The organism is Pseudovibrio sp. FO-BEG1 (genome assembly GCF_000236645.1).
Classification (GTDB): Bacteria; Pseudomonadota; Alphaproteobacteria; order Rhizobiales; family Stappiaceae; genus Pseudovibrio.
Genome location: NC_016642.1, coordinates 4,898,532 through 4,923,121 on the forward strand (window position 1 = coordinate 4,898,532; position 24,590 = coordinate 4,923,121).

18 protein-coding genes are annotated in these 24,590 nt (G+C 49.4%); 1 reads left to right on the plus strand and 17 read right to left on the minus strand.

Going from position 1 to position 24,590, the window contains the following annotated elements:
* Positions 1–23 precede the first annotated feature (23 nt).
* From PSE_RS22005 to PSE_RS22015, 3 genes are all read right to left on the minus strand, one after another.
* Complete coding sequence (locus PSE_RS22005) at positions 24–1,862, minus strand: type I secretion system permease/ATPase (protein WP_014286825.1); 1,839 nt, start codon at positions 1,860–1,862, stop codon at positions 24–26.
* A 91-nt stretch (positions 1,863–1,953) separates the two neighbouring features.
* Positions 1,954–3,897 carry a hypothetical protein gene (locus PSE_RS22010; RefSeq protein WP_014286826.1) on the minus strand — a complete coding sequence of 648 codons (1,944 nt, stop codon included), beginning with the start codon at positions 3,895–3,897 and terminating at the stop codon, positions 1,954–1,956.
* 78 nt (positions 3,898–3,975) lie between these two features.
* Positions 3,976–8,802: a hypothetical protein gene (locus PSE_RS22015; RefSeq protein WP_014286827.1), complete on the minus strand. Its 4,827-nt coding sequence runs from the start codon at positions 8,800–8,802 to the stop codon at positions 3,976–3,978.
* 1,057 nt (positions 8,803–9,859) lie between these two features.
* On the opposite strand from PSE_RS22015, the gene PSE_RS22020 reads away from it, so the two are divergent.
* The gene (locus PSE_RS22020; RefSeq protein ID WP_014286828.1) at positions 9,860–10,462 is read left to right on the plus strand and encodes a hypothetical protein; all 603 of its coding nucleotides are present in this window, start codon (positions 9,860–9,862) and stop codon (positions 10,460–10,462) included.
* Between the two features lie 7 nt (positions 10,463–10,469).
* Here PSE_RS22020 and PSE_RS22025 read toward each other — a convergent pair whose 3' ends face one another.
* The 14 genes from PSE_RS22025 to PSE_RS22090 all read right to left on the minus strand — a co-directional run bounded on the left by PSE_RS22025 (position 10,470) and on the right by PSE_RS22090 (position 24,585).
* Entirely contained in the window at positions 10,470–11,234 is a 765-nt protein-coding gene (locus tag PSE_RS22025) for an SDR family oxidoreductase (protein WP_014286829.1), read from the minus strand.
* A gap of 56 nt (positions 11,235–11,290) precedes the next feature.
* Positions 11,291–11,659 (minus strand): hypothetical protein, encoded by a 369-nt coding sequence (locus tag PSE_RS22030; protein WP_014286830.1) that lies wholly within the window; start codon positions 11,657–11,659, stop codon positions 11,291–11,293.
* A 55-nt stretch (positions 11,660–11,714) separates the two neighbouring features.
* A complete protein-coding gene (locus tag PSE_RS22035; protein ID WP_014286831.1) occupies positions 11,715–13,799 on the minus strand; it encodes a TonB-dependent receptor in 2,085 nt (694 codons plus the stop codon).
* 325 nt (positions 13,800–14,124) lie between these two features.
* On the minus strand, positions 14,125–14,769 hold the full coding sequence (locus tag PSE_RS22040; RefSeq protein WP_008552814.1) for a NapC/NirT family cytochrome c: 645 nt from the start codon (positions 14,767–14,769) through the stop codon (positions 14,125–14,127).
* A gap of 27 nt (positions 14,770–14,796) precedes the next feature.
* A complete protein-coding gene (locus PSE_RS22045; protein ID WP_208608778.1) occupies positions 14,797–15,240 on the minus strand; it encodes a nitrate reductase cytochrome c-type subunit in 444 nt (147 codons plus the stop codon).
* Entirely contained in the window at positions 15,237–16,166 is a 930-nt protein-coding gene (napH, locus tag PSE_RS22050; protein ID WP_014286832.1) for a quinol dehydrogenase ferredoxin subunit NapH, read from the minus strand. Before napH ends, PSE_RS22045 begins: the two co-directional genes overlap by 4 nt.
* Entirely contained in the window at positions 16,166–16,963 is a 798-nt protein-coding gene (gene napG, locus PSE_RS22055; protein WP_014286833.1) for a ferredoxin-type protein NapG, read from the minus strand. Before napG ends, napH begins: the two co-directional genes overlap by 1 nt.
* Before the next feature lie 32 nt (positions 16,964–16,995).
* Positions 16,996–19,485 carry a nitrate reductase catalytic subunit NapA gene (napA, locus tag PSE_RS22060; RefSeq protein ID WP_014286834.1) on the minus strand — a complete coding sequence of 830 codons (2,490 nt, stop codon included), beginning with the start codon at positions 19,483–19,485 and terminating at the stop codon, positions 16,996–16,998.
* 13 nt (positions 19,486–19,498) lie between these two features.
* Positions 19,499–19,759, minus strand: a complete 261-nt coding sequence (locus tag PSE_RS22065) for a chaperone NapD (protein ID WP_014286835.1) — start codon at positions 19,757–19,759, stop codon at positions 19,499–19,501.
* Positions 19,756–20,262, minus strand: coding sequence for a ferredoxin-type protein NapF (napF, locus tag PSE_RS27875; protein ID WP_051125948.1), 507 nt, complete (start codon positions 20,260–20,262; stop codon positions 19,756–19,758). Before napF ends, PSE_RS22065 begins: the two co-directional genes overlap by 4 nt.
* 460 nt (positions 20,263–20,722) lie before the next feature.
* Positions 20,723–21,877, minus strand: a complete 1,155-nt coding sequence (locus PSE_RS22075; RefSeq protein ID WP_014286837.1) for a carbohydrate porin — start codon at positions 21,875–21,877, stop codon at positions 20,723–20,725.
* Positions 21,878–22,201: 324 nt separating this feature from the next.
* Positions 22,202–22,450, minus strand: coding sequence for a hypothetical protein (locus PSE_RS22080; RefSeq protein ID WP_008552875.1), 249 nt, complete (start codon positions 22,448–22,450; stop codon positions 22,202–22,204).
* A complete protein-coding gene (locus tag PSE_RS22085; protein ID WP_037038177.1) occupies positions 22,447–22,638 on the minus strand; it encodes a hypothetical protein in 192 nt (63 codons plus the stop codon). The genes PSE_RS22080 and PSE_RS22085 overlap by 4 nt, the downstream gene beginning before the upstream one ends.
* A 3-nt stretch (positions 22,639–22,641) precedes the next feature.
* Complete coding sequence (locus tag PSE_RS22090) at positions 22,642–24,585, minus strand: nitric oxide reductase activation protein NorD (protein WP_193384378.1); 1,944 nt, start codon at positions 24,583–24,585, stop codon at positions 22,642–22,644.
* Between the last annotated feature and the right edge of the window lie 5 nt (positions 24,586–24,590).

A 24,590-nucleotide genomic window follows, 5' to 3' on the forward strand; every position in this document is an offset into this window, starting at 1 on the left:
TCACCAAATATCAAAAGCTTAAACTATTCAGCTGGTTGCGCTGCCGGAAGGTTATGCCCCGGGGCGTTTTGATGCTGTGAAATGCCTGGCCGTTTTCCTATAATCAAAGGCATCACTTCATCACGGCTGCCAAATGCCGCCACAGTCCCATCTTTGAGCATCATGATCTTATCGACACAGCGCAGCAGCGCAGGCCTCTGTGTAATAGCAATGACAGTCATTCCGTCTTGCTTGGCACGCCCGAGAGCTTCTGCCAGAGCATGTTCCCCGATGGTGTCCAGATTGGAGTTTGGCTCATCCAACACCAACAAACGAGGGTTATTATAGAATGCCCGAGCCAAACCAATCCGCTGCCGCTGCCCGCCAGAAAGTGGCGCTCCATCCATGGCAACTTGCGTCTCATAGCCCTGAGAAAACTGCGAGACCATCTCATGAATATCTGCCATTTGAGCGGCCTTAAAGACGTCCTCATCTTTGGCTTCTCTGTTCATTCGTGCAATATTCTCTTTGATCGTGCCCGGAAAGAGCTGAACATCCTGCGGCAAGTAACCGATATTCTCACCGAGCTGCCGACTATCCCAGTTCCTCAAATCCATCATATCAAGGCGAACATTGCCTGCTGTTGGGATGAGAGATCCAACCAACATTTTTCCTAGCGTACTCTTCCCGGAACCAGATGCACCAACAACAGCCAGAGAATCTCCTGGAGAGAGCTGGAACGAAATACCATTCAGGATCACCCGCTTGTTTGGGGGCGGCACGAACAGCAGCCGCTCAACACTTAGTCGGCCAGCAGGATTTGGTAACCGGAGCCGATGCACATTGAGCGGAGAGGTATGCAGCAGTTTCTGGATGCGCCCATACGCGTTCTTCGCTCCCACATAGCTCTTCCAGCCATCAATAATGCCTTCAACAGGAGCTAGAGCACGACCACCAATAATGGACGCTGCAATGATCATCCCGCCAGTAATTTCGTTAGAAAGCGCAAGCCACGCGCCCCAACCAAGCATCGTGATCTGAGTAGACAAGCGAATGAACTTGGATACAGCTGAAATCAAGACATTTCGATCCTGCCCCAATATCTGAGCCTTCAACGATTCAGCCGTCTCCTTGCCCCAAATAATCACACCTTCAGGAATCATTCCCATTGCGTTCATTACCTGAGCATTCCGCGCCATCGCTTCTGCCTGCAGGTTTGCACGGGAGGAAAATGCATTGGCCTTTCCAAATGGAACAGCGGTTAATCGCTGATTGATCCGCGCAAGAACGAGCAGCAGCAAAATAGTCGTTGTGACGATCATTCCAAGTTGCGGGTGCACCATGTAAACGACGAGCAGATAGATCGGAGCCACAGGTGCATCCATCATGGTCAGAAGCACGGAACCCGTCAAAAAACTCCGCAACTGCTGCAAGTCAGAAAGAGCCTGAAACTCCTGACTACTACCATTATGAGACGCCCTTGCCGCTGCACTGAGCACAGGCCCACCGAGTCGCGTCTCAACATCCACAGCAACCCGCATAAGCATAAAGCGGCGGAACATATCCAGCAGCACATGAGCCAACACAAGGCCGATGACGATAGCAGTAAGCATAACAAGTGTATCGACACTTCGGCTGGTCAACACACGGTCAGAAATCTGGAACAAATAAATAGGAACGGAAAGGATCAGAAGGCTGGCACAGAAGGAGAAGAACCCGACATACAACAGGTTTATCTTCGCCCGTGCCAGACCATTTTGCATCAACTTTCGAAAATCAATATCCTCATAAGGGCCGCCATTTTTTCTGGAGGCAAAATTGCCTTTTTGGCCAGCGAGCTTTTCTCCATGTGCAGGTTGCTGCGAAATGCCATCCACCTGCAATGTTTTGCTCGCGTGCCCTCCACGCTGTCGGCTATTATTCTTAGTCTCTCGAGCTTTAAACATACATTCTCTCTATAAAAATACATTAAAATCAAACAATTATATCTGAGACCAAGTCACTCTCACCCGCGTAAGGAACAAATGCGGGAGATGATCCGGCTTCACTACCAACGTCATTGCCAGTAAACGCAACAACCTCCGAAACCAGATCAGTATTTCCATTCAATGCTGTTTCGAGATCTTCCTCTTCAGAGACTACGATATTGACTTTTATGACAATGTCTTCCTCTGAGTATTCGCCATCTAAATATTGAAAACCCGACTGACTGTCGTAATCGATGATGGTTGCTTTATTGCTTGTCTTGTTGCTCGACGAATCCAGATAACCATCCTCATCAGCCTCAACAACTTCACCATTGATCGTCTGCGTCAGCACTCCGCTATCTTCAGATTCCTTATGGATCTTCACGTAATCAGCATCTGAAAGAACATTGATCTGTTCAATTGCATTGATCTGATAGTAATCGCCTGTGATATAAAGGACTTTCAGATCAGTACTGGGCAGAATTGGCAAACCGCCTGTCGCCGAAGAAGCGGTGTACTCATGTTCACCAGCCCGACCATCCATTGCGTCAACCAAACCATGAACCTCAGAAGTCATGGGTTTCATCAGCGACCCACCACCAATGTTCTTAATGGTGCCTTCATTGGTCAGAACATTGTGCCGCCCCGTACCGTTAATCGAAGTACCTGTTGTATCGACGTAATCGGTATCAAGAAGGATGTTTTTCTGGCTGATGTAGTTGACGTCGTAATAGTTGCCCAGCACGACAATGACGTCATAATTTTGAATGCTATCAATCAACTGCGCTGCATTCACCTGGGTGTTGTCACCAGTTTGAACATAGTAGCCGTTGTTGTTCAGCTGATAGGACACGCAATCATCATCTGACAGATAGTTTTTCTGGCTTACAATATTCAAATCGTAGAAGTTGCCACTCACCACATCGACGGTGAACGAGTAGTCTGGATTATCGTAGGACACGTGAGAGGAGATCAGATACTCCCCTTCTGAACTCACATTGGCATCGTTGTAGACAACCGTGTCGGAGAGGCCTTGCCCATTAACGACATCGGTAGGTTGCTCAGTTGGTCCATAATAAAGGTTACTCTGAATAATCGAGTTTGTAGCGTAGTAATCTCCCATCACAACGGTCGAACACTTCAGCTCACTCAGATCCACAATTGAAGCCACGTTCACGGCCTCATTATCGCCAGTCGTCACATAGCTGCTGTCATTTTCGTCATCATCAGAGCTCTCATCATTATCTTGCTCTTCTTCAGGCAGCTCACCGATGTTGTCACCGCTGGTGAATGATGGGTTCGGTGCATCATTTTCAGCACGTTGAACCAGTGCCTCACCGATAGCATCAGCTGCACTTTGAGCATCCTCCTCCTCAAAAATCTGATCAAGAGTATCGAGCTCTATTTCATTGGCAGCATCCAGAAGCTGTTCTAACACCTCATCGGCATTGCTCTCTGGAATATCATCACCAAACTCGCTCTTGGACAGCAACAGATCGTCATCTGTCAGGGCATTCTCTTGAGCAAGGTTGATTTCGATGTCAGGAGCATAAATATCACGATAGGTGAAGGTGATTGTATAGGTGTAATCGAGAGACTGTCCAACGTCGCCATTTTGCGGCAGATCTGTTTCACCACCATCTTCAAAAAACACACCTTCAGAAGGCAGCGTAAAGTCCGAAGCATTTACAAGCGTCTCAACCGAATATGGGAGACGAGCCTGAGAGACTGCGCCAACCTCTGGCAGCAATGACGGAAGATTATAGAATTTCTCATAGGGAAGCTCAGCGGTATCTCCGCGAGAATAAACAACTTCCACTGGGGTAATAACAATAGTGTCTTGAGCAAACCAGGCTTCGTCAAAGCTCTGTTCGGCTGTAGCGATACTATCAAAGATCTTCATATAGCCGATAAAGTGCCAGCTTAATTCATTTATAGCCTGCGACAGCATAAAATATCCTAACAATTTCATATGGATATATAAAATGACCTGCGCGAATTGCTCCGCGCAGGTCTTGTTTAGATCTGTTTATGCAAGGTCGTCTTCGCCAACAACGTTCACGGTTGAAGAACCGCCAACAACGTTGACATCAACAGCATTGGCCTGAACGTTCGCACCCATGACGATCGTCTGGTTAAAGGCATTCGCCACACCCAGAGCATCAGCAGTCGCAGCCGTAGAAGCCGTCACGCTGTAGTCATCACCTGTACCGAAGTCGAAGAGGCTTTCTGCATCATGGATACCATCTGCAGAGATCGCCTCACCACCATCAGCAGTCACCGTCTGATTAAGTGTGCCATGATTGTGAACTTCGACATTGGTGATCACATCCTGATCATACAATGCATTTGCCTGCTCAGCACCGAAGATGGTGTCAGTACCGTTGGAGTCCAGCGTACCGAAGAAGCCACCGGCAACATCTGGGCTACCAGATGGAGTGATGTCCAAAGCACCCAGACCGTCATCTTCACCAGTAAAGAGCAGAGTGTCGTTCTGACCAGTAACATCCAGCTCAGTTGAGTTGACCTGCTTGTTACCACCTGAATACAGGCTCTGGTTGAAGGCAGATGTCTTCGCAGTAGCGTCGGCAGAAGCAACAGCTTCCGCAGTTACGGTGTAATCATCACCAACGGAACCATTGGCAACAAAGGTGCTCACAGGATCAGTAATGCCGTCACCAGATTGAGCATCGCCACCAACCGCAGTCACAGTCTGGTTAACGTCTTCCCAGTTCTTAACATCCATCTCATCTATGAGATCATTGTCACCCGCTGTGTTGTTTTGTGAGAACAAAGCAAGACTATCAGCGTTTCCAGCAATGGTGCCGGAGCGAACTGAGTTGTCAGCTCCACCTTCACTGTCATCCCCAACAGAGATGACATTCTTGTTGTCTCCAACAATGTCAACATCAGCAGAGTTAACCTGAGCATTGCCACCTGTAGAGACTACCTGATTGAAGGCAGAAGCTTCTGCAACAGCATCAGCTGATGACAACGCTTTACCGGTGAGAGATGCGTTATCTCCAACATTCAATGCACCTTTCACATCGGTGCCATCAATCCCACCAGAACCAACACCAGCACTCGCAGAACCACCAGTGGCGGTTACATCCTGATAAACTTCATGATGGTTCTCAACATCTGCATAAGAAACTTCATCACCATCATAAAGAGTATTGCTCTGATATCCGCCTAGGAGAGAGTCAGTAGAATCCACTCCACCATTATCAGCCGGACCAGTACCAGCCACAGATGCAAACGTTACGTTTGAATCTTCACCTGCAGACTGCACATTGCTACTTCCACCGGTCACACTCAGATCAAGATCATTACCCTGCGAGTTACCACCAGAAAACAGTTTCTGGTTCATGGAAGACGCAGATGCTGATGCATCCGCTGTCGCTTGGGTGACACCAGTGATAGATGAGTCGTCACCAACACGCGCTGCTCCAACGTCGCCACCAAACCCAGCAACACTAATGCCAGCACCACTTGTGGCTGTACCACCAGTAGCGGAAACATCCTGATCAACTAGGTCATGGTTCTCAACGTCCGGGCCAAGCAACTCATCATTGTCACCGAGCGTGTTTTCCTGCCAGGCACCAGCAGCAGTATCAGTATCAGCTTGACCTGCCGCAGCAGCCTGGCCAAACTGGCCAAGAGTTGCATTGTCTTCACCAGATGCAGCAACGCCTGAGTTCGCACCTACGATGCTCGCATCGTAAGAGTTACCCTGCCCATTACCACCAGTGCTCAGAACCTGTTCAAACGAGGCAGCTGCAGCAGTCGCATCAGCACCAGCACTTGAAAGGCCACTAATGGTGCTATCTTCTTCAACGCCAGGAGCACCCTGAGCACCAATCTGACCACCGCTGGTAGATTCAATGCCATCACCTGCAGTTGCTGTGCCACCAGTAGCAGTTACGTCCTGAACGGAATCGTGGTGGTTGCGAACATCGCTATCCCGGATGGTGTCACCATCGTATGCAGTGTTACCCTGGAGGCCACCTGAGAAGCTATCCGTGTTCGTGGTTCCAGCCCAAGTACCATTCACTTCTGCATTGTCTTGACCTGCTGAAGCAACGTTCACATCAGCGCCAGTAACAGAGACAGATGCGGAGTTGCTTTGAGCATTACCACCTGTCACTTGTGTCTGCGTGAAGGATTGAGCAACACCGGTCGCATCTGCAGAAGCCGAACTAGAGCCTGAGATGCTTTCATTGCCATCGATGTTGGTAGAACTTCCACCAGTCTGAACAATGCCAGCTCCAGAAGACGCAGTTCCACCGTCGACATCAACAGTTTGAGTGCTATGGCCCCAGTTAGCTACGTCAGCACGACTAATATTATCTACATCACCGAGCTGATTGCTTTGCTCACTCCATGAGGTAGTTGTGGTGTCGTGATCAACTGGAGTATCAGTATTTGATCCAGCAACAGCTCCACTTTCACCCGCAGATGCAAGTGCTTTATTGCCACCAACAACGTCTACATCAACAGAGTTAGATTGAGCATTGCCACCAGTTTTGAGCGTCTGCCCAAAGTTGATTGCAGCACCCGTACCGTTTGCATTTGCAGATGCGCTACCGGAGATGGAGCTATCATCACCGACGGTGTCTGGACCAAGGTTTCCACCTAAAGCTTCAATACCGTTGCCTGCAGTCGCATTGCCACCATCAACGGTGACAGTCTGCACTGCATCTGCCCCACCAGTATTGAGGACATCAGGACTAAATAGGGAATCTCCATCATACATCTCATTGTCTTGAGACTGATTGGAGTTGGTATTTGTATTGGTGTTACCACTGCCAGCAAGAAGTGAAACTGGTCCTGTGTCATCACCAGCACCGTCTTCACCCGCCATAGATGCAGTCATTTCAGCGCCTGTCACAGAGACTTCAGCGGAGTTGCTTTGCGCATTACCACCAGATGTCAGGGACTGTGTGAAGGACTGAGCAACACCTTGAGCATTCGCAGAGGCCGCAGCCGAACCGCTCATATCAAAGTTGCTGTGAACCGCGGCAGAAGTACCGGAATCAAACGAGATACCGTTACCAGCACTTGAAGTGCCACCATCTACATCAACAGTTTGTGTGCTTTCATGCTCATTCCAGACATTCGCATCATCAATGTCGTCTTGATCACCAAGAGCATTAGTCTGATCGCTTGATGTACGAGTGCCTGTCTGATGTTCACCGTAAACAGATGGATCATCTGCATTCAAAGAAGCGGCAGCACCATCTTCACCAGCAGAAGCAGTAACTTGGTTTGCCCCAGTTACATCCAGGTCAGATGCATTGCTCTGCGCATTGCCACCCGTGCTAACCTTCTGCTCAAAGCTTGCAGCAACACCCAATGCATCAGATTTAGCAAGCGTAGAACCGGTGATAGAACCATCATCAACAACATGTGTCGCACCAAGACGGCCACCATTCATATCAATGCCGTCACCAGCAATAGCATCATTGCCGAAGGCTTCAATTTTCTGATTGGCATGACCATCGTTATGAAGGCTCGGCTCAATTATCGCATCGCCATCATAGGCATCGTTAGACTGGTTGAATCTCGCATTCGTACCAGTTTCAGATTCCATGAAGCCATCATCTGCAGCAACCTTGATATCCGCAGTCGCGTCATCTTCACCGGAAGTAGCCTGTCCGACACCAGTGCCGGTGATACCAAGACTAGCAGAGTTGGTCTGTGCATTGCTGCCAGCAGAGATATCTTGCTGGAAACCAACGCCGACAGCACTTGCAGATGCTGAAGCAGCGGCACTACCATTTACACTGCCATCACCACCAACAGAAGCGGAAGTGCCGATCTGGTCTATGGAGTTAATGCCATCTTCACTGGTTGCTTCACCAGCTTTAGATTTTACAACCTGATGAGAGTCATCAAGGTTCGCAACCTCAGGATTTGCAATGGCACCGTCAATGTTGCCGCCACCAAAACCACCGCCAACGCCGTCATTCAGCTCATTTGACTGTGTGACACGAGCGCGAGTGTTTGTGTCTGAGTTACCAGAGGTGACGTCCGCACCACCAACAACAGCTTCTGCACCGGAACCACCAGCACCTGAGACATCTACGTCAGAACCGGTGATCGAGAGATCGACATTGTTGCCCTGCTCGTTGTTACCAGTTTGCAGTGTCTGGTTGAAACTACGTGCAAGACCAGAAGCATCTGCCTGAGCAGCAGTAGAGCCAGTGATACTTTCATCATCGCCTACGCCAACATTAGAACCAGCAATGTCAGTAGGACCAGCACCAATGATGCCGTTACCGGAATCTGCGTCACCACCTTTAACTTTGACACGCTGTTCAAGATCACCATCATTCGTGACGGTTACATTGTCCAGTGTATCAAGATCGTTTGCATAGTTTGATTGGTTGGCGCGAAGAAAAGTATCGGTGTCATTGTCTTCTGCAGCTGCACCAGTTTGGTGTGCATTCACACCAGTTCCATCACCACCAACTGAAGAGGCATCAAAGTTACCGCCAGTTACGCTGCCAGAAACATCGTTGCTTTGTTGGTTCGCACCAGTTGCAATACCCTGATCAAAGGCAAGCGCAACACCTTTACCATTAGCAGATGCAGCCGAACTAGCATCAATGGTTAGGTCGTCGCCGATCTTAAGAGCAGCATTGATATCTTGAATACCATCGCCGGCCTGAGCATAGGTCCGAACATCATCAGTACGGTTCACTTCAATGCTTTGATCTAACGAACCGTCATTAAGGACCTCAGCACTACTATCACCGTTGTGCTCAACAACGTCCTTATCACCGAGCGTGTTATCCTGCTCCGCGCGGATACGTGTATCGGTGCCATCACTAAATGGATTATAACCAGACATATCGTCTCCAAATATTCGGAGAACTGCCCTGCAAAAAGCCGATCATTTACGTCAGCTGGTTGCCACAGGTTCCCCTGAGGATTGAAAAAATGTTTCATTCCATGATTTGAAGGCTGTCTTTTCGGTTCAGCGTTTCGATCTGGGACCAAAGAGAGCATATGGCTCGCATACCCGGAAAACTCCGAATTTTAGGCGCAAGGGTCCAGCCCGCACAAACAAGGTATCTGCACGATAAACATGATTTCGGCTTCAGAAAGCGAAGGAACCGATAAAATGCTTTGGTTCTGGGTTTCCGCTCTAATTACTAACTAAATGCTCTTGCTAAAACGAATTGACTCCATTCCTTCAAACAAAGCTCCAGCAAAGACAAGAAAGAAAATTCCTCACGGAAGCGGCGGAAGCTATAACACGGCCTAAAAATCAGACAAACCAAGAGTAATATTGGGTAAAAACAAACAATACATTCAATTGAACTAGATAGAAATTACTATGATTATCTAGGATATTAATAGCTAGTTAACGTTAGTATTTGCAAATTAATGTTTTAAATATCACTGAAAACTAATTGAGCACCCCTCACAGGGGTATGTTTATTGGTCTCAATAATGCCAGTCTCATCTAAATCGCCTAGCAAGCTGATCGGGAAACAGGTTTTCAAGAACTCATGCAATATGCAGTAAAATTACAGTACGCCCCAAACACTGTTTCAGTGTAAAAGTTATGGATCCATAACCATACTTCGCCGACTAATAAAAGAACGTAATACTCCAATTTAAGGACACAATACGGCACTTAATTTGTATTTCTGATCGCATAAATTTCTTCACAGGTAATTCAAGATTATTTGGCCTCACTGAGATTTATAACCCTCAAGATTCCAGCATTTCTCCTTTTGATGCTTCATATACTTCACGAAAGCATGCATTACACCCATCCTAGGAGTCGCCAGCAAAAATCAATCTGACAGCCCCTGTCAATGAGCCTACAGCTTTGCTACCCTGACGTCAGAATATAGAGACCATGCACATCAACGTATCTTCTTAGACGGGTAAGCTCCATGGATGATGAACAGATCCCTCATTCGCCTGACTTTGACGAGCTGGATCGCTTGGCCCCCAACAAAGCAGGCAGGCGCAACCTGCTGTTCGCCTTGATTGGCAACATCAACTACAGTTGGTCAAATAATGAGAGCACGTTCATATACATCCTCCAACACCTGATGGAGACAGATGAACTCACCGCAACGCTGGTCTTTGGTACACTCAATACAACGAGGGCCCGCGTAGACCTGATCGAGCGTCTGGCTGATGCAAAGCTCAAAGATGACACTCTCAAAAAGAAACTTCGCCGTATCCTGCGCATCTTCAACGAAAGCACGCGCCTGAGAAATGAGTTCAGTCACGCAACCTTCAGGCAAAACCAGCAGGGTGAGATAACGCACACCCATTCAATGCGCATTCAGCGCAAAAATGGGCAAATTCAACTTGGAGAAATCAAAGCACTGGATGATGCGCGTATCGCCCAAATGGGGAAGGCAATCGAAAAACTGGTCAAGCTTAACCGCGAGATCTGGGCATTCATACCTGAGCTGCAACACGCTATGTCACAAACAGTAGAGAAGCCTCAACACCAAGGCTCACCGCAATTTCAGCCATCCTAAAGGCAGGTCAGCTTCGCCCTCTTTTACCTGCAGACAAACCAACTAGTCGGAAGTAAGCCCAGTAGGGCATAAATCGGAGCAGTTTCAGCGCAGTTACCAGCGGGAATGGGAATGCGATCTCAAACTTCTTTCGATCAAGACCTTTCTTGATCCGCCGCGCCGCACCTTCAGCCCCAATTATAAACGGCATAGGCAACCTGCTGTTCTCCGTCATTGCGGTTTTAACAAAGCCCGGATTGATCACCGACAGAGAAAGATTTGCCCGATCAAAGCTCGGCTTCAACGCCTCACAGAGATTGATCAAGGCAGCCTTTGTTGGGCCGTAACTTGCCGCATAAGGCAGCCCCCCATATCCACTCAATGAGGAAATGATTGCTATCTGGCCTGAGCCACGCTCTTTCAGTAGAGGAAACAGATTATGGATGGTACGAACAGCACCAAAGTAGTTGGTATCCATTGCGTTGATACATACATCCTCCGTCAAAGTGGATAGTCCGCCTACATGGAACACGCCAGAGCAGTACACTGTAAGGTCCGGCAGCAAGTCTTCGGTTTCTAGTCTTTGAACAGCATGCTCAATCTGCTCTTTATCGGTTACATCAACTGGTAAAGCTTTCACTGTGCTGTGCGCCTTCGTCAGTGTTTCAAGGCGCTCAGCACGTCGGCCACTCGCCACAACTTTCCAGCCATCTGCAACATAGAGCTTACATAGCTCCTCACCTATTCCTGAAGTCGCTCCAATGATCCAGGCTATCTTAGTATGTGATGACATGCGTGCTCCCCCCAAAAGCAAAACTTCTAAGGGAGAGCAAAGCATAGATCACTTTGTTACGGCAATAACTTCTGCGTGCTGATAGCACACCAGCTGTCAGAGCCCTCTAGCTGAGCTTCACAGAGAGAAAGGCTCTCAGCTTGAGAAACCAAGAGTTTTCCATCTTGAAGCGCATTCAGATACACAAGCCTCTCCGCTTTATCAACCTCGTCTTCAGCCCCTGGATGCTCAAACTCTGAGATATTTGCAGTACTTTCATGACATCCAGCATAGTGGATCTTGAAACGTGGCTCACTGAGAATTTCTTTAAGAGCAACAATGCCTTCCTGGCATTCTTCGTGGCTGTCTTTCTCAACATAGGAGGCACCAACCTCCCCATCAGCCCCCACTGAACTCAGCAGAAACATGAGAAGCACAGTTTTCATTTTGTTGTTTCCTTACTAAAAAGCCCTGCCGTAATCACGACAGGGCTTAAATGACTTAGAAGATCACGCTTGCAGAAAGCTTGAAGGTCCGCCCTGGCGCAGTCAATTCATCCAGAGAAGGCTTATACTCAAGATCAAAAATGTTCTCGACCGCAGCATTTACCTTCAACTTACGCTCATCATCAAAGTCGTAAGAGAACCCACCTGCTAGGTTAAGAGTTGCGAAGGCGTCTTCTGTGACCACCTCATTACTGCGATCAAGATCGGTGTGTTTGCTAGCAAAACGGGCATACATATCAGCGTGTGCTTCAACTCCGTTTGAGAGGCTCCAGTCTTTCTTCACACCAACAGAACCAGAAACTAACGGTGTGTTTGTATGAAATGTCGTAAGATCAGCCTCTTCAAACTGACGACGCATCAATGTCAGGTTCGCATATGGTGTCAAACTCCAATCAGAAATTCTGTAAGAAGCAGATAGCTCAAGCCCCCAAGTCCGTGCCTCATTAATGTTATCATACATCAGTGAGCCTATTGGGCAGGCAACATTGTCACAAGAAACCGTCGTGATGTAATCTTTTGCCTGAGTATAAAAGACAGCGGCGTCCAACATGAGCTGCCCGTCATCGTAACGCCCACCAAGCTCAGCAGTCACGGATGTTTCCGCTTCCAAGTCAGGATTGGAGAAAACCATACCAGCTGGTGAAAAGTTAGTACCAATCATAGTCTGGATGAGTGTCGGATACACATATCCTTGGGCCACACTCGCTCTTAGTGCGAAATCGTCAAAGCCAGTGTAGTTTAGGCCAACAGCCCCCACGACAGCCTGATCAGTTTCATCCCGATCGCCCGCTGATCCTTTGTTCTCGGTTTTCACAAAATAATAACGGCTGCCAGAAGTGAGTGTCAGATCATCGGTCACATCCCACTCATTTTGTACAAACGCAGAAAGTGTTGTTACTTTTCCTTCATCATCAGTACTGGTTGGAGTGATTGGTGTTGGGAAGTTCGGTGGACCTGGTGGAAATGGAATGTCCATGCCAGTTTGAGAGCTTTGTCGATCCAGACGATCCTGAACAGCTTGGAAACCAACCAAGGTCACAACATTATTGAAAAGTGCTAGATCCACCTGACCATTAAGTCCCAAAGTTTGCAGCTCACTTTCGATATGATTGTCACGCTGCTTCATCTTAGTGATGGTGGGAGGATTGGTAGGGGGGAAAGCAATTTCCGGAATCGTGTAGCCATTTTCAGCAACACGGTCGATTTGTTGGAAAAATCCATCAAGATGTATCTTGGAGATGTATTCATTCACATCTTCAAAATCATAAAAAATAGAGAGCTTAGAGCGATCACGCTTAGGCAAGTCAAAAGGAAAATCCGGATCACCGGTGTAAACATCTGCTTCCAACTCATAGCGCTCAGCTTTCAAGCTAAAACTATGTTGATCACCGCGGTATCCAATGTAAGCGGTCGCACTTTGCTCCGAAGATGCGCTGGGGTCTAAAGTGCCAGCTGGTGTCTCCCTGTCACCATCATATGCTCGTGAAAAAGAAACTCGATAATCCCATTTATCGATCGTACCGGCAGCAGAAGCAAAACCACTTATGCCATTGGTCGAGGAATTAAATTTCGTGCCAACCTCTACCTCCAATGGTCTATCTGCACCTTTCTTGGTGATGATGTTTACAACACCACCAATTGCCTTAGAACCATGAAGAACGGAGCCTGGACCTTTCACAACTTCAATCCGCTCAATATCTTCAGCCGCAATCAAAAACAGCGGACCATAAGAGGTGTGGTCAGAGATCTCCTGTCCATCAATCAGCACAACGTTACGAATAGAAGACTCTCCTCGAATACTGATACGCTGCATTCCCGGCACGCCACTATCGATGATCTTAACACCCGGCACATCACGCAAAATCTCAGCCACACTGTTCGTGGAGGCACGCTCAATCTGCTCGCTATCGACGACAGCGACGGAGCGTGTGACCTCGTCGAGGCTTTGTTCACCGCGGGCAGCGGTTACGATGATCGGACCGAGCTCTTCTGGTTCTTTCTGTTCTTGAGAATATGCACCGGTTTGCAGTGCGAGATAGCAGATTCCGGTCATCAAGCCGGAGACAAAACCCTTGGACATCCCTACACCCTTTTAATATGAGTTAATGACTCATATTATTGAGTAGAGATATCTATCAATGTAAAAATGACCATTCAAAAATAAATATGAATATAATGCTCATATTTGTGTCATTTTGATCACATCCAACATAACTGCTCCCTTTCTCCTTTGATTTGGATCAAGCAAACACATCCATGCTGCGCTTCCTTCCTGTATTTCAGTTGCCAAGGCCGAATGCTGATTCGCTCATCTCACAGTGCATGAGACAAAGAAAACCCACCCTCAAGGTTGCTTGAAGGTGGGTTTTCCCAATTGTCTTGTCTGACGTCAGCAAATGCGATGTTTAGTCGTAAACAGCTGAAACCTTCTCTTTGTAAGCTTCCAGAGCGTTTGCTGGTAGGCTGTGTGCGATGCCCTGGTGACAATCAATACAAGTCTTGCCTTCCTTGAATGCATCAGAGTGAGCAGCGGATGCGCGGCCTTCCTGAAGAACAAAGTCCATAGAATCGAACTCGTGACAGTTGCGGCATTCGCGGCTGTCTGTCTTCTTCATTGCAGTCCATACGTTGGTTGCTAACTCAAGACGTTTCTCTTCAAACTTCGCAGGGGTATCAATGGAACCCAAAGCTTTGTGATAAAGCTCTCTGGTTGCCTGCACCTTCCGAACCACCTTATGCACCCACTCTTTAGGCACATGACAGTCAGGACAGGTTGCCCGTACGCCTGAAGCATTGTTGTAATGCGCTGTCTCAGTGTATTCCGCGTAGACGTTTGCCTCCATCTCATGGCAGCCAATGCAGAACTCTTCTGTATTGGTCATTTCCATGGACCAGTTGAAGCTACCCCAAAAAGCCACACCAACAACGACACCAATCAGCAACAGAGCACCTGCAGAAATCGTCGCAGCAGGGTGTCTCAGAAAACGCCAGATCCGTTTGATCAGGCCAGGCCCCTGATCTTTATTGGGAATTGCGCCTTGATTGCTCATATTTAGTTCCTCCAGTCAGAGTGCCATCTAGCGTTTGCTTGACGGAGTAAATTCATTCTCCACGAGCGGCTCAGCTTCGACCTGAGGAACATGGCATTGCGTGCAGAACCAGCGTGTACCAGCAACCTGATCCAGCTGACGCCCTTCACGGTCCGCATAGTGTGTCATGGAAAGGGTTGGTGCTTTTTTCTCACCTGCATTTGCCCAGTCATGGCAAGTCAGGCACTGGTTCACCTTCAGGTCCACCTGATAGGCTTCAGTCTTGTGCGGCACCAACGGTGGCTGCTGACGAAACTCGCGGTTCACCCGGGTGTTTTGAGGACGAGCAATCGGTTCTACGAACACGGGCTCATCGACCTGTACACCCCGCAAGGACTTTACCCCCTCGGCATGTGCGTTCAAGGCAGCAAAGCCGGTAAGGTTCAAAACCGCCATAATGGTGATAGCCTTCCAAGGCACTCCCGTTTTCATTTGTGACCTCCCATAGCTTTGGTCGCGACCGGATCGCGGGGGCCCGGTTCGATTGAAGTAGGTTGAATAAGTTGAGTATCGAAACGATGGGTGAAACTGAAAACGTCCAGATCGCATACGTCGATACAGCGACCACAAGACGTACAGTCCCGATGTTGAATGAGAGGGGTGTCATCCCCTTTACCTCGCAGAGCTGGCGAGATCACATGGTTCTCAGGGCAAACCTCGAAGCAGTCCATGCAGTCATCACAGGCTTCGCGGTTCTTGGCAGAGATCCGCAGCAAGCTCTTGGTATTGAGCAGTCCATACACCGCACCCATAGGGCACAGATGTCCGCACCAGCCATGCCGGGAGACGAAAGTGTCAAACAGAAACACCATCAAAACCGCAGTCCAGGCGAAGCCCATGCCAAACACCAGCCCACGGTGTAGCAGGGTCACCGGATTGACCAGCTCATAAGCCAGAGAACCAGACCCGGCGGCGACAAGCAGCGTCATCGCCAGCACCCAATAGCGGGTATGCTTTTTCGGTTGCCATCCCTTTTTCAGATCAAGCTTACGATGCAGCCAGTTTGCACTGTCAGTCACCACATTCATGGGGCAGACCCATGAGCAGTAAAGCCGACCACCAAACATAGCGTAAGAAGCAACTACAATGGCCAGACCGATCAAACCGGTCAGCTCAGGCCAGTGTCCCGTCACCATTGTCTGCAACAGCAAAAACGGATCTGACAGCGGAAGGATGTTCAGCGTCATGCTGGACGTCAGCGTTCCTTTGACAATCCAGATCCCGGCCCAGGGACCAGCAAGGAAAAGAGCCAGAACCAGCAACTGAGTGCTTCGTCTAAGCAGCAGAAAGCGGTTACGCAGAACCCAACTCCGCTTCTTTTCCTTGAGGCTTTGGGCGTCTAATGCATGTGTAGTCATCACTGCCCCTTCCCTGGTTGGAACTCGGGCTTGAAGGCACCTGCATCCGGCACACGATCCGGCAGATCGATCACACCTGGCACCAACGCATTTCCTGCCTTGGCTTTTTCCTCCCAACCAAGCCGGTAGTGCTCAGCACTCTCAGCTCTGGCGATACGGCGAGGAAGAACCTTGATCGCAGACTCTGGCAGAACACACGCCTTCTCACATTTACCGCAGCCTGTGCAGGCATCTGCATAGACAGTTGGCGAGAAGACAGCATGGCTGCCCGTTCGCGTGTTTGGCGTCATCTCAAGTTTGATCGCTTCATCAATCAGCGGACAAACCCGATAGCAAACGTCACAACGCAAACCGAGGAAGTTGAGGCAGTTCTCCTGATCGATCAGGACAGCCACACCCATATCAGCATCATCAATGTCGGTGAGAGAATGATCCAGTGCCCCTGTTGGACAGGCAGCAACACAAGGAATGTCCTCACACATCTCACAAGGCACATCACGAGCTGTAAAGTATGGTGTTCCGGTTGCCGGGCCAGTTTCACCAAGCTCGGCGAGCTTCAAAGTGTCATAAGGACAGTCACGAACACACAGTCCGCACCGCACACATGCACTTAAAAACTCTTCTTCAGTAAGAGCCCCGGGCGGTCTGATGGCGTCGGCAGGCAAAGCCTTGGCCTGCGCCTGATAGACCGTCAGGAACGTCGCAGCAACAGCACAGCCACACGCCGTGCGGGCTGCGTCGCCAAGAAACTGACGACGCTTTGCACTGCTGAGGCCTGTCTTTTTGAGATCAGACATGGTTCTTATCCATTGCTGCTCAGAGGGTTGCTCTAAGCGCTTACCACCTTACATGCGCACTTCTTGTAGTCGGTCTCTTTCGAGATCGGACAAGTGGCATCGAGCGTGAGTTTGTTGGTCAGCTGACTTGCGTCAAAGAAAGCCATGTAGACCAAGCCCTTAGGCACCTTGTTGCGGCCACGGGTTTCAACGCGTGTCTGCACTTCACCACGACGGGTAGATACAGTGACTTCTTGCCCTCTGCGGAGACCACGCTCACGCGCATCTTGCGGATGCATGAACACGACGCCGGAAGGGAATGCTCTGTACAGTTCAGGAACACGGCGGGTCATAGAACCTGTGTGCCAATGCTCAAGCACACGACCGGTGCACAGCCAGAGATCGAAGTCTTTGTCAGGCATTTCTGCTGGCGGCTCGTAAGGAGCAAAGATGATGTTCGCACGACCATCTGGCTTACCGTAGAAGCGGACGCCCTCTCCTTTTGGAACATAAGGATCGTAGCCTTCACGGAAGCGATAGAGTGTTTCCTTGCCATCAACCACTGGCCAACGCAGACCGCGAGCCTTGTGATAGGTGTCAAAGTCAGCCAGATCGTGCGCATGACCGCGACCAAACTGAGCGTACTCCTCAAACAAACCTTTCTGTACGTAGAAGCCAAAGTCCTCAGACTCATGGTTGTTGAAGCCTTCTGCAACTTCAGAGACCGGGAACTTGTCGACAACACCATTTGCGTAAAGCACTTCAAACAATGTCTTGCCGCGTAATTCTGGCTTCTTGGCAAGCAGTTCTTCAGGCCAGACTTCTTCTGTCTTGAAGTACTTGGAGAACTCCATAACCTGCCAAACATCTGACATAGCTTCACCCGGAGCCTTCACCTGCTGACGCCAGAACTGAGTACGACGTTCCGCGTTGCCGTAAGCACCTTCTTTTTCCGCCCACATAGCAGTTGGCAGAATGAGATCAGCAGCCATTGCAGTAACGGTTGGATACGGATCAGACACCACGATGAAGTTGTCTGGGTTCCGATAACCCGGCCAGCCTTCCTCGTTCATATTTGGAGCAGCTTGCAGGTTGTTGGTGCACTGAACCCAATAGGCATTCAGCTTGCCATCTTTAAGCATCCGGTGATGCAGAACAGCGTGGTAACCAGGCTTACCAGGGATCGTACCTTCAGGAATGCCCCAAGCCTTTTCACAAATCTCACGGTGTTTTGGATTTTTGACAACCATGTCTGCAGGCAGACGGTGCGCAAATGTTCCAACTTCGCGTGCAGTACCACAAGCAGATGGCTGACCAGTCAGAGAAAATGGACCATTACCTGGCTCGGAGATCTTACCTGTCAGCAGGTGCACGTTATAGCAAAGGCTGTTAACCCATGTACCACGTGAGTGCTGGTTAAAGCCCATGGTCCAGAGGGACATAACTTTCCGGTTTGGATCAGCATATGCCTGTGCCAGTTTCAGAAGCTTCTCTGCAGGCACACCAGACATTTCCTCTGCATACTCAAGGGTATACTTGGAAACGAGCTGCTTATATTCTTCAAAGTCAATCTTAGAAATCTTGCCGGAGCCAGCGTTTTCAGCACTTGTCTCGCGCTCATCATTTGGGCGCAGACCATAGCCAATATCTGTAGCAGTCTTGGTAATGTTGACGTGCTTGTTGACGAAGTCCCAGTTCACCGCATCATTCTCAATGATGTAGTTCGCGATGAAGTTGAGGATCACCAGGTCGGTCTGTGGTGTGAACACCATACCGTTGTCAGCAAGTTCAAAGCTGCGATGCTCAAAAGTGGAAAGAACATGCACTTCACAGCCCGGCTTAGTCAGGCGTGTATCTGTCAGGCGTGACCAGAGGATTGGGTGCATCTCTGCCATGTTCGCGCCCCACAGCACGAACGTGTCAGCTAGCTCCAGATCATCATAGCAGCCCATTGGCTCATCAATACCGAATGTACGGATAAACGCTGCCACAGCAGACGCCATACAGTGGCGCGCATTTGGATCGATGTTATTGGAACGCAGACCTGCCTTCATAAACTTGGAGGCAGCATAACCTTCCCAGATGGTCCACTGACCAGAGCCAAACATACCAACCGCAGACGGACCAGTCTTCTTGATCGCGTCCTTGAACTTGCCAGACATAACGGTGAAGGCTTCATCCCAGGAAACAGGCTCAAACTCACCATTCTTGTCGTAAACGCCACCAGTCTTACGCAGAAGAGGTGTTCTCAGGCGATCCTGACCATACATGATCTTGGAAAGGAAATAGCCTTTGATGCAGTTCAGGCCACGGTTTACAGGCGCATCAGGATCGCCCTGCGTTGCCACAACGCGATCATCCTTCACACCAACAAGGAGTGAACAGCCAGTACCGCAGAAGCGGCAGACAGCCTTATCCCAGCGGATGTCGGAGGCTTTTCCCTGAGCCTCGGCGGACTTTGGTAGAGCGATGCCAGCTGCAGAAGCAGTTGCTGCAACCGCTGCTGACTTAATTATATCTCTGCGAGATGCCGTGATTGACATGGTTTGCCTCCCGTTAGGCCGCCTTCAAGTCAGGGTCGGTGTTTGGTTCGAATTGATGGTAAGTAAGTGCTGCAGAAACAACGCCTGGTGTCCGGTGGAGCTCGACCACTTGCTGATCAGCAAAGGTCTCATCCGTGTCTTCCACTGTGACAACGAGCTGCCTTGTTTCTTCATTGGTGATATGAACTTCCACGCCCGGAAGGGCTGTGATTGCTTCGGAAACCTCTTGGGTCTTGCCCGGCTCGCAGGTCACAAGAACGCCGCAAATGTTCATAGAACCTCCTCTTGGAGTTTAATTTCACGCATTTCGATGGATCCATTGGGACAGGCAACAAGGCAGGCACCGCAGCCGGTACAGGCTTCACTGTCCAAATCAGGAATTTGCTGGCCGCCAAGGCCAAGATGAAACCGGATTGCCCTCATCTCACAAAAGTCTGCGCAGGCCCGGCACGCGATCTTTTGAAAAGAGAGGCAGTTGGAACCGATGGTAGCTTTCATCGCCCAGGGAGCCCCATCAGTCTTGACCAACGCTCCCTCCCTGCAGGCGTCGACACATTCCTCACAAAACGTGCAGGATCCCATGCCGAAATCGACAACAGCCAATCTGCTCCGTTCAGAAATGAGAAGGATCTTTTCAGGGCACGCAGAAACACAATCGCCGCAACCGGTGCAAGCATCCGAAAATTTATCTATGCTAATACTGTAGGGTGGACACGGTTTATCCTCCGCATACTTGGATATGCCAAGAAAATGCCGCCTCTCCATCTGCGCCTGCATGATAGAATCAACTTCTCAACTGAACTGAGAAAAATATATCAACGAGATTACTTTTACATTTTGATTGCAATCAATTTGAAAGCTTGAGAAATACTAGTACAGAAAACTCAAGATTTAAAATTAACTTGAGTTTACATCTCACATTTCCGTGATGATTTAGCTTTCGTCCATATTTCAAATTACATCAAACCAAACTAATTTAGAGAATTCTGATGTAGAGTCAGTACGTTCCACTCAATAAGACAAAATCAGCGCTTGAATACCTTTGTTTTAAAGCTGAAATTTTGTACTGCTTCACTGCAGAGCACTCCCCCATGCAGAACAGCTATCCGAGCCGCAAAAACTCCAAGTTTACAGTGGATTTCCGCGTATTTTTTCTTCCGTAAATCTACATGTTTTATGCAACTGATTTGCACTATCAGATACGGCCAAATCACACTCAAAATCACAGGGAAATTACTTAGAAATCGACGGACATTTCGAGGCCAACAACCCATGCATCAGAGATGTTCGTCTGCCCATTTGGGTTCACAACATACTGGCCATCCACCGTCGTATAGAACCACTGATTAAACTGAAAACGATGGTTCAGTTCGAAAACGAGTTCGAAGGTCTGACCGGGCAGGTCCTCGCTATAGATGCCTAAGTAAAGTGCACCTGCCGTGATGTCGTTATCTCGGCTGTCAAACAGCCCTTTGTAATAGGCGCCACCGCTCACTCCATAAGGGAAACTGTTAATGCTCTGACGCGGGGCCAACGTGAAAACACCCCAGACGTTAAGTCCCTGATCCTCTTGCTCTTCATAGACCATTTGATTGGCAATGAAGTAGAGCCCCCAGTTCCCCTCAATGATGTCATCTGGATCCACAAAACTGGTGTAATCGCTGGTATCATAGTACCCACCAATCATGTAACGCCCGGGAAGATATGGGCCATTACTTTCCTGCCCAACAAGCACCCCACCTTCAGCAATCGCCAGCACGCCATCTTCGGGATTGAACTTGAAGTTCAGCCCTTGCGTGTCATTGTCCTGAGCATTCACATCAGCATTATAAGCGGCAACCGAAAGATACAGGAACTCCTCCGGCTTAACCGTTCCTCGCACTCCCCACTGGCTGAAGGGAGGTGTCGTAAAAGAAGGTACGTTTTCAAGCAACTGAGCCGGGTTGCCGTTGACCGCCGTGTTCACATAAAGCGGGAATGCTTCACTGAAGGCAAAGTCAGTACCAGCCGACAATCGGCCAAGCGCAATCTCAATCCGATCATTGGCCAATGTCTGCAGAAAATTCATCTGCGAAATGCCAAACACATCACCAATGAAGATTTGCGCCACATCGAAGAAGTTATTGATGTCTTCACCGGAGAGATCACGTCCAAGACCTTGGTACAAACCCAAGCTGAAACTGGTTCCGTTCAATCCCAGCAATGTCTCAAGATCAAGATCGACGCTGGCATCAAGCGCCCCAGCGTAAGCCAAAGATTGCCGTTCGCCACCAACCGGGTTAGCCATGATGTCATGCGTGTAGTTCAGCTCTGGATCAATGCCCATGTTATTGAGCTTGGTGCGATATCCGCCCCAGTCTCCAGTCGCAGTTTCCCAGCTGTTCCAGTCCAAAGGCCAGCGGCCCGATTGAGCGTAAGCCTCTCCCCCAAATCCCGAGCAAAGCCCAAAGCATGCTGCTGTCAGCCAGCAACACAACCTCAGTTCCTTCGAAAATGTACGGGCAGAAAACGCTCGCAACTGCTGCCTCTCTCAATCAGAAGTCCAGGCCAGAAGGAACGCAAAACAACTCCAGCAAATCAGCACTATGCTGGCATAATAATCAGCAGTCCTGAATTGACAGAATTGTCAATCAGATCAACGCAGTGACCACTTCTCACAAAAAAAGCGCGACCTGAAGAGGCCGCGCTGAGATTCAACCTTCACTGAACTGTTCAATCAGTCCAGCAATCCGTCCGATTTATCCATCAGGTATCGGATATGCTTCGCGAAGGGATATGCAAATGGATAGCCGAACACAACACCTCCAGCCATCGCGAGATAGGGCGACATAACTGGCAGCCCAACCCATGAGAAGATCAGCGACAAAAAGAAGAGGTTGATGCCAACTGCTCCAATACCCAACGGGTAAAGATAGAGCGCCAGCCTTCTTACGCTGATGCGATTGCGGAGTTCGTCTTCAGTCATCTGCCTTTAACGACCCTGTGAACGACATAAAGTGAAACAACAAGCATAACTGTTGCCAGCAAAAACCAGAGTTCAGCGGTCGCACTTTGCGGCTGAGGCACAGGGCGCTGATACCCGGAAACCGCCGACATTGCGGACAAAGGCAGCAGACCCGCCATAAAGCCCATAACCATATAGAAAAGCTTCATAATCTAATACTCCCTTGTCAGGCTTCTGTAGATATCAGGTAGCGCGCGAGTAAGACGCTCCGGATTTGGGAACAATGTGTAACCACCCTTGCCGAAGATCCGGGCAAACCAGTCCTGCCCATCCTCATCAACAATCACACCATGAACGGCCATGCCTTGGCGACGCGCTTCACGAACAGCCATGTGGCTGTCTTCAATGCCGTGAATGCCTTCATAGTGATCCAGGTCGTTTGGCTTTCCATCTGTTAGTACAAGCAAAAGCTTCCGCTGTGTTTGCTGCAAGGCAAGCTGCGCGGTTGTATGCCGGATCGCAGCACCCAGACGCGTGTAATAACAAGGCTTGAGACCACCAATCTTCGCAATCACCTCGTCAGTCATCGGCTCATCGAAGCCTTTGGCTTTGTTCATGAAAACGCGGTCTCGTTTCAAGGACGAAAAACCCCAGACGCCAAGATGATCGCCACTTGCATCAATACCGCCAGACAATGCAGCCAAAGCAGCGCCAGCAATTTCGATCACGCTAGAATCACCAACCGCACTCTCGGTGGAGCGGGATGTATCAAGCAACATCGCAACGGAAAGATCACGCTCAACAGCGCGGGCATCCTGGAAGATCCGATCGGACGCATAACCGGATGCCTTCAGATCCACTTGCGCAGTGACCAGCGCATCCAGATCCAGCTCAGAACCTTCCGCCTGACGCATCTGCATGATCCGCTTCGGACGCAAAGCTTCAAATTGACGTTTCACCTGCCGGATACGGCGTCTGTGATAGGCATCTGTCAGCAGCACGCTTTCGTAATCAGGCTCGGCGTCTTTCTCAAGAACGCGGCAGTGATCTTCCAAAAACTTGCGCTGTCGGTGATCCCATTCAGGATAAGTGTATTTGTCGGAAAGGCGTTCGTGATCTGCATCTTCCGGAGACAAATCCAGATGCAAACGCAATCGCGTCGCGGCTTTCCGCTGATTTTTAGAAAGGCTGATGTAGTCCTGATCATCAGCTGCTTTCTGCGCATTTTCCTCTTCATCATCGTCAGTACTGCGATTGAGGTTCATGCTTTCTACCCAGGAGAGGATCGCCTCAAACCGGTGCAGAATAAAACTGTCTTTTCGATCCGCCTGCTCACGCTTCTCACGTTTCGCTTTGCGTTTCGACGTCGCGTTGGCACCTTGCGGTGTTGGCGGAGCCTGTTCGTCTGAGCGCTCTTCACCCCGTTCACCGTTGACCAACTCACTGGAAACCCAGATCGGCACAGGCGCAAAGGTGCAATATCCACGTGGAGCTTGCAGCTTCCAACGCTCATCTACACATTCCATCGCCTTGCGAATAGTTGCACTTGTGCTGGTCACCGCACGCGGTCCACCAAGCAATTCCAGAACAATAGCTTCAACCGCAGCTTCCCATTCAGGAAGACTTGGACGCTTACGAGTTTGCAACAAAAACTCGCAGGATTCACGAAAGAACTTCTGCAGGCCGCTGCACTTTTCCCAAACACGCTCAATAGCTTGCTTGGCCAAAGCCAACGCCTGAACATCCGCCTGCAATGGATCTTCCGGCATTTTCTGAACATCACAGTTGGCCGCAAAAGCAGCAAGCCAGATGTAATGCGCGCGGTTCATCTCCGCACTTGGGAAAACACCGAGAACCGGCGGAAGTCTTAAACGCTCACCATCAAACTCGGAGAGAAAAATAGTCTCAGCCGCGTTACCCAGTTTGCGTTTGACGGGCATACGGTAGGTTGAAGCGGTCGCCGGAGCTTGACTGATCTCGACTTTCGCTTCACCACCTAACCCGCGAAACACCACTTGCACGGAGGTACGAAGCTTAGCCAGCTCGACCTCCATATCTTCGTAGTGCACTGGAGCACCCAGGCTTGAAGCATAGTCATGCCACAGATTACCTACGGCTTCTTCAGGCTCTAAAAACTCCAGTATTTGCTCTTTCATCAGGC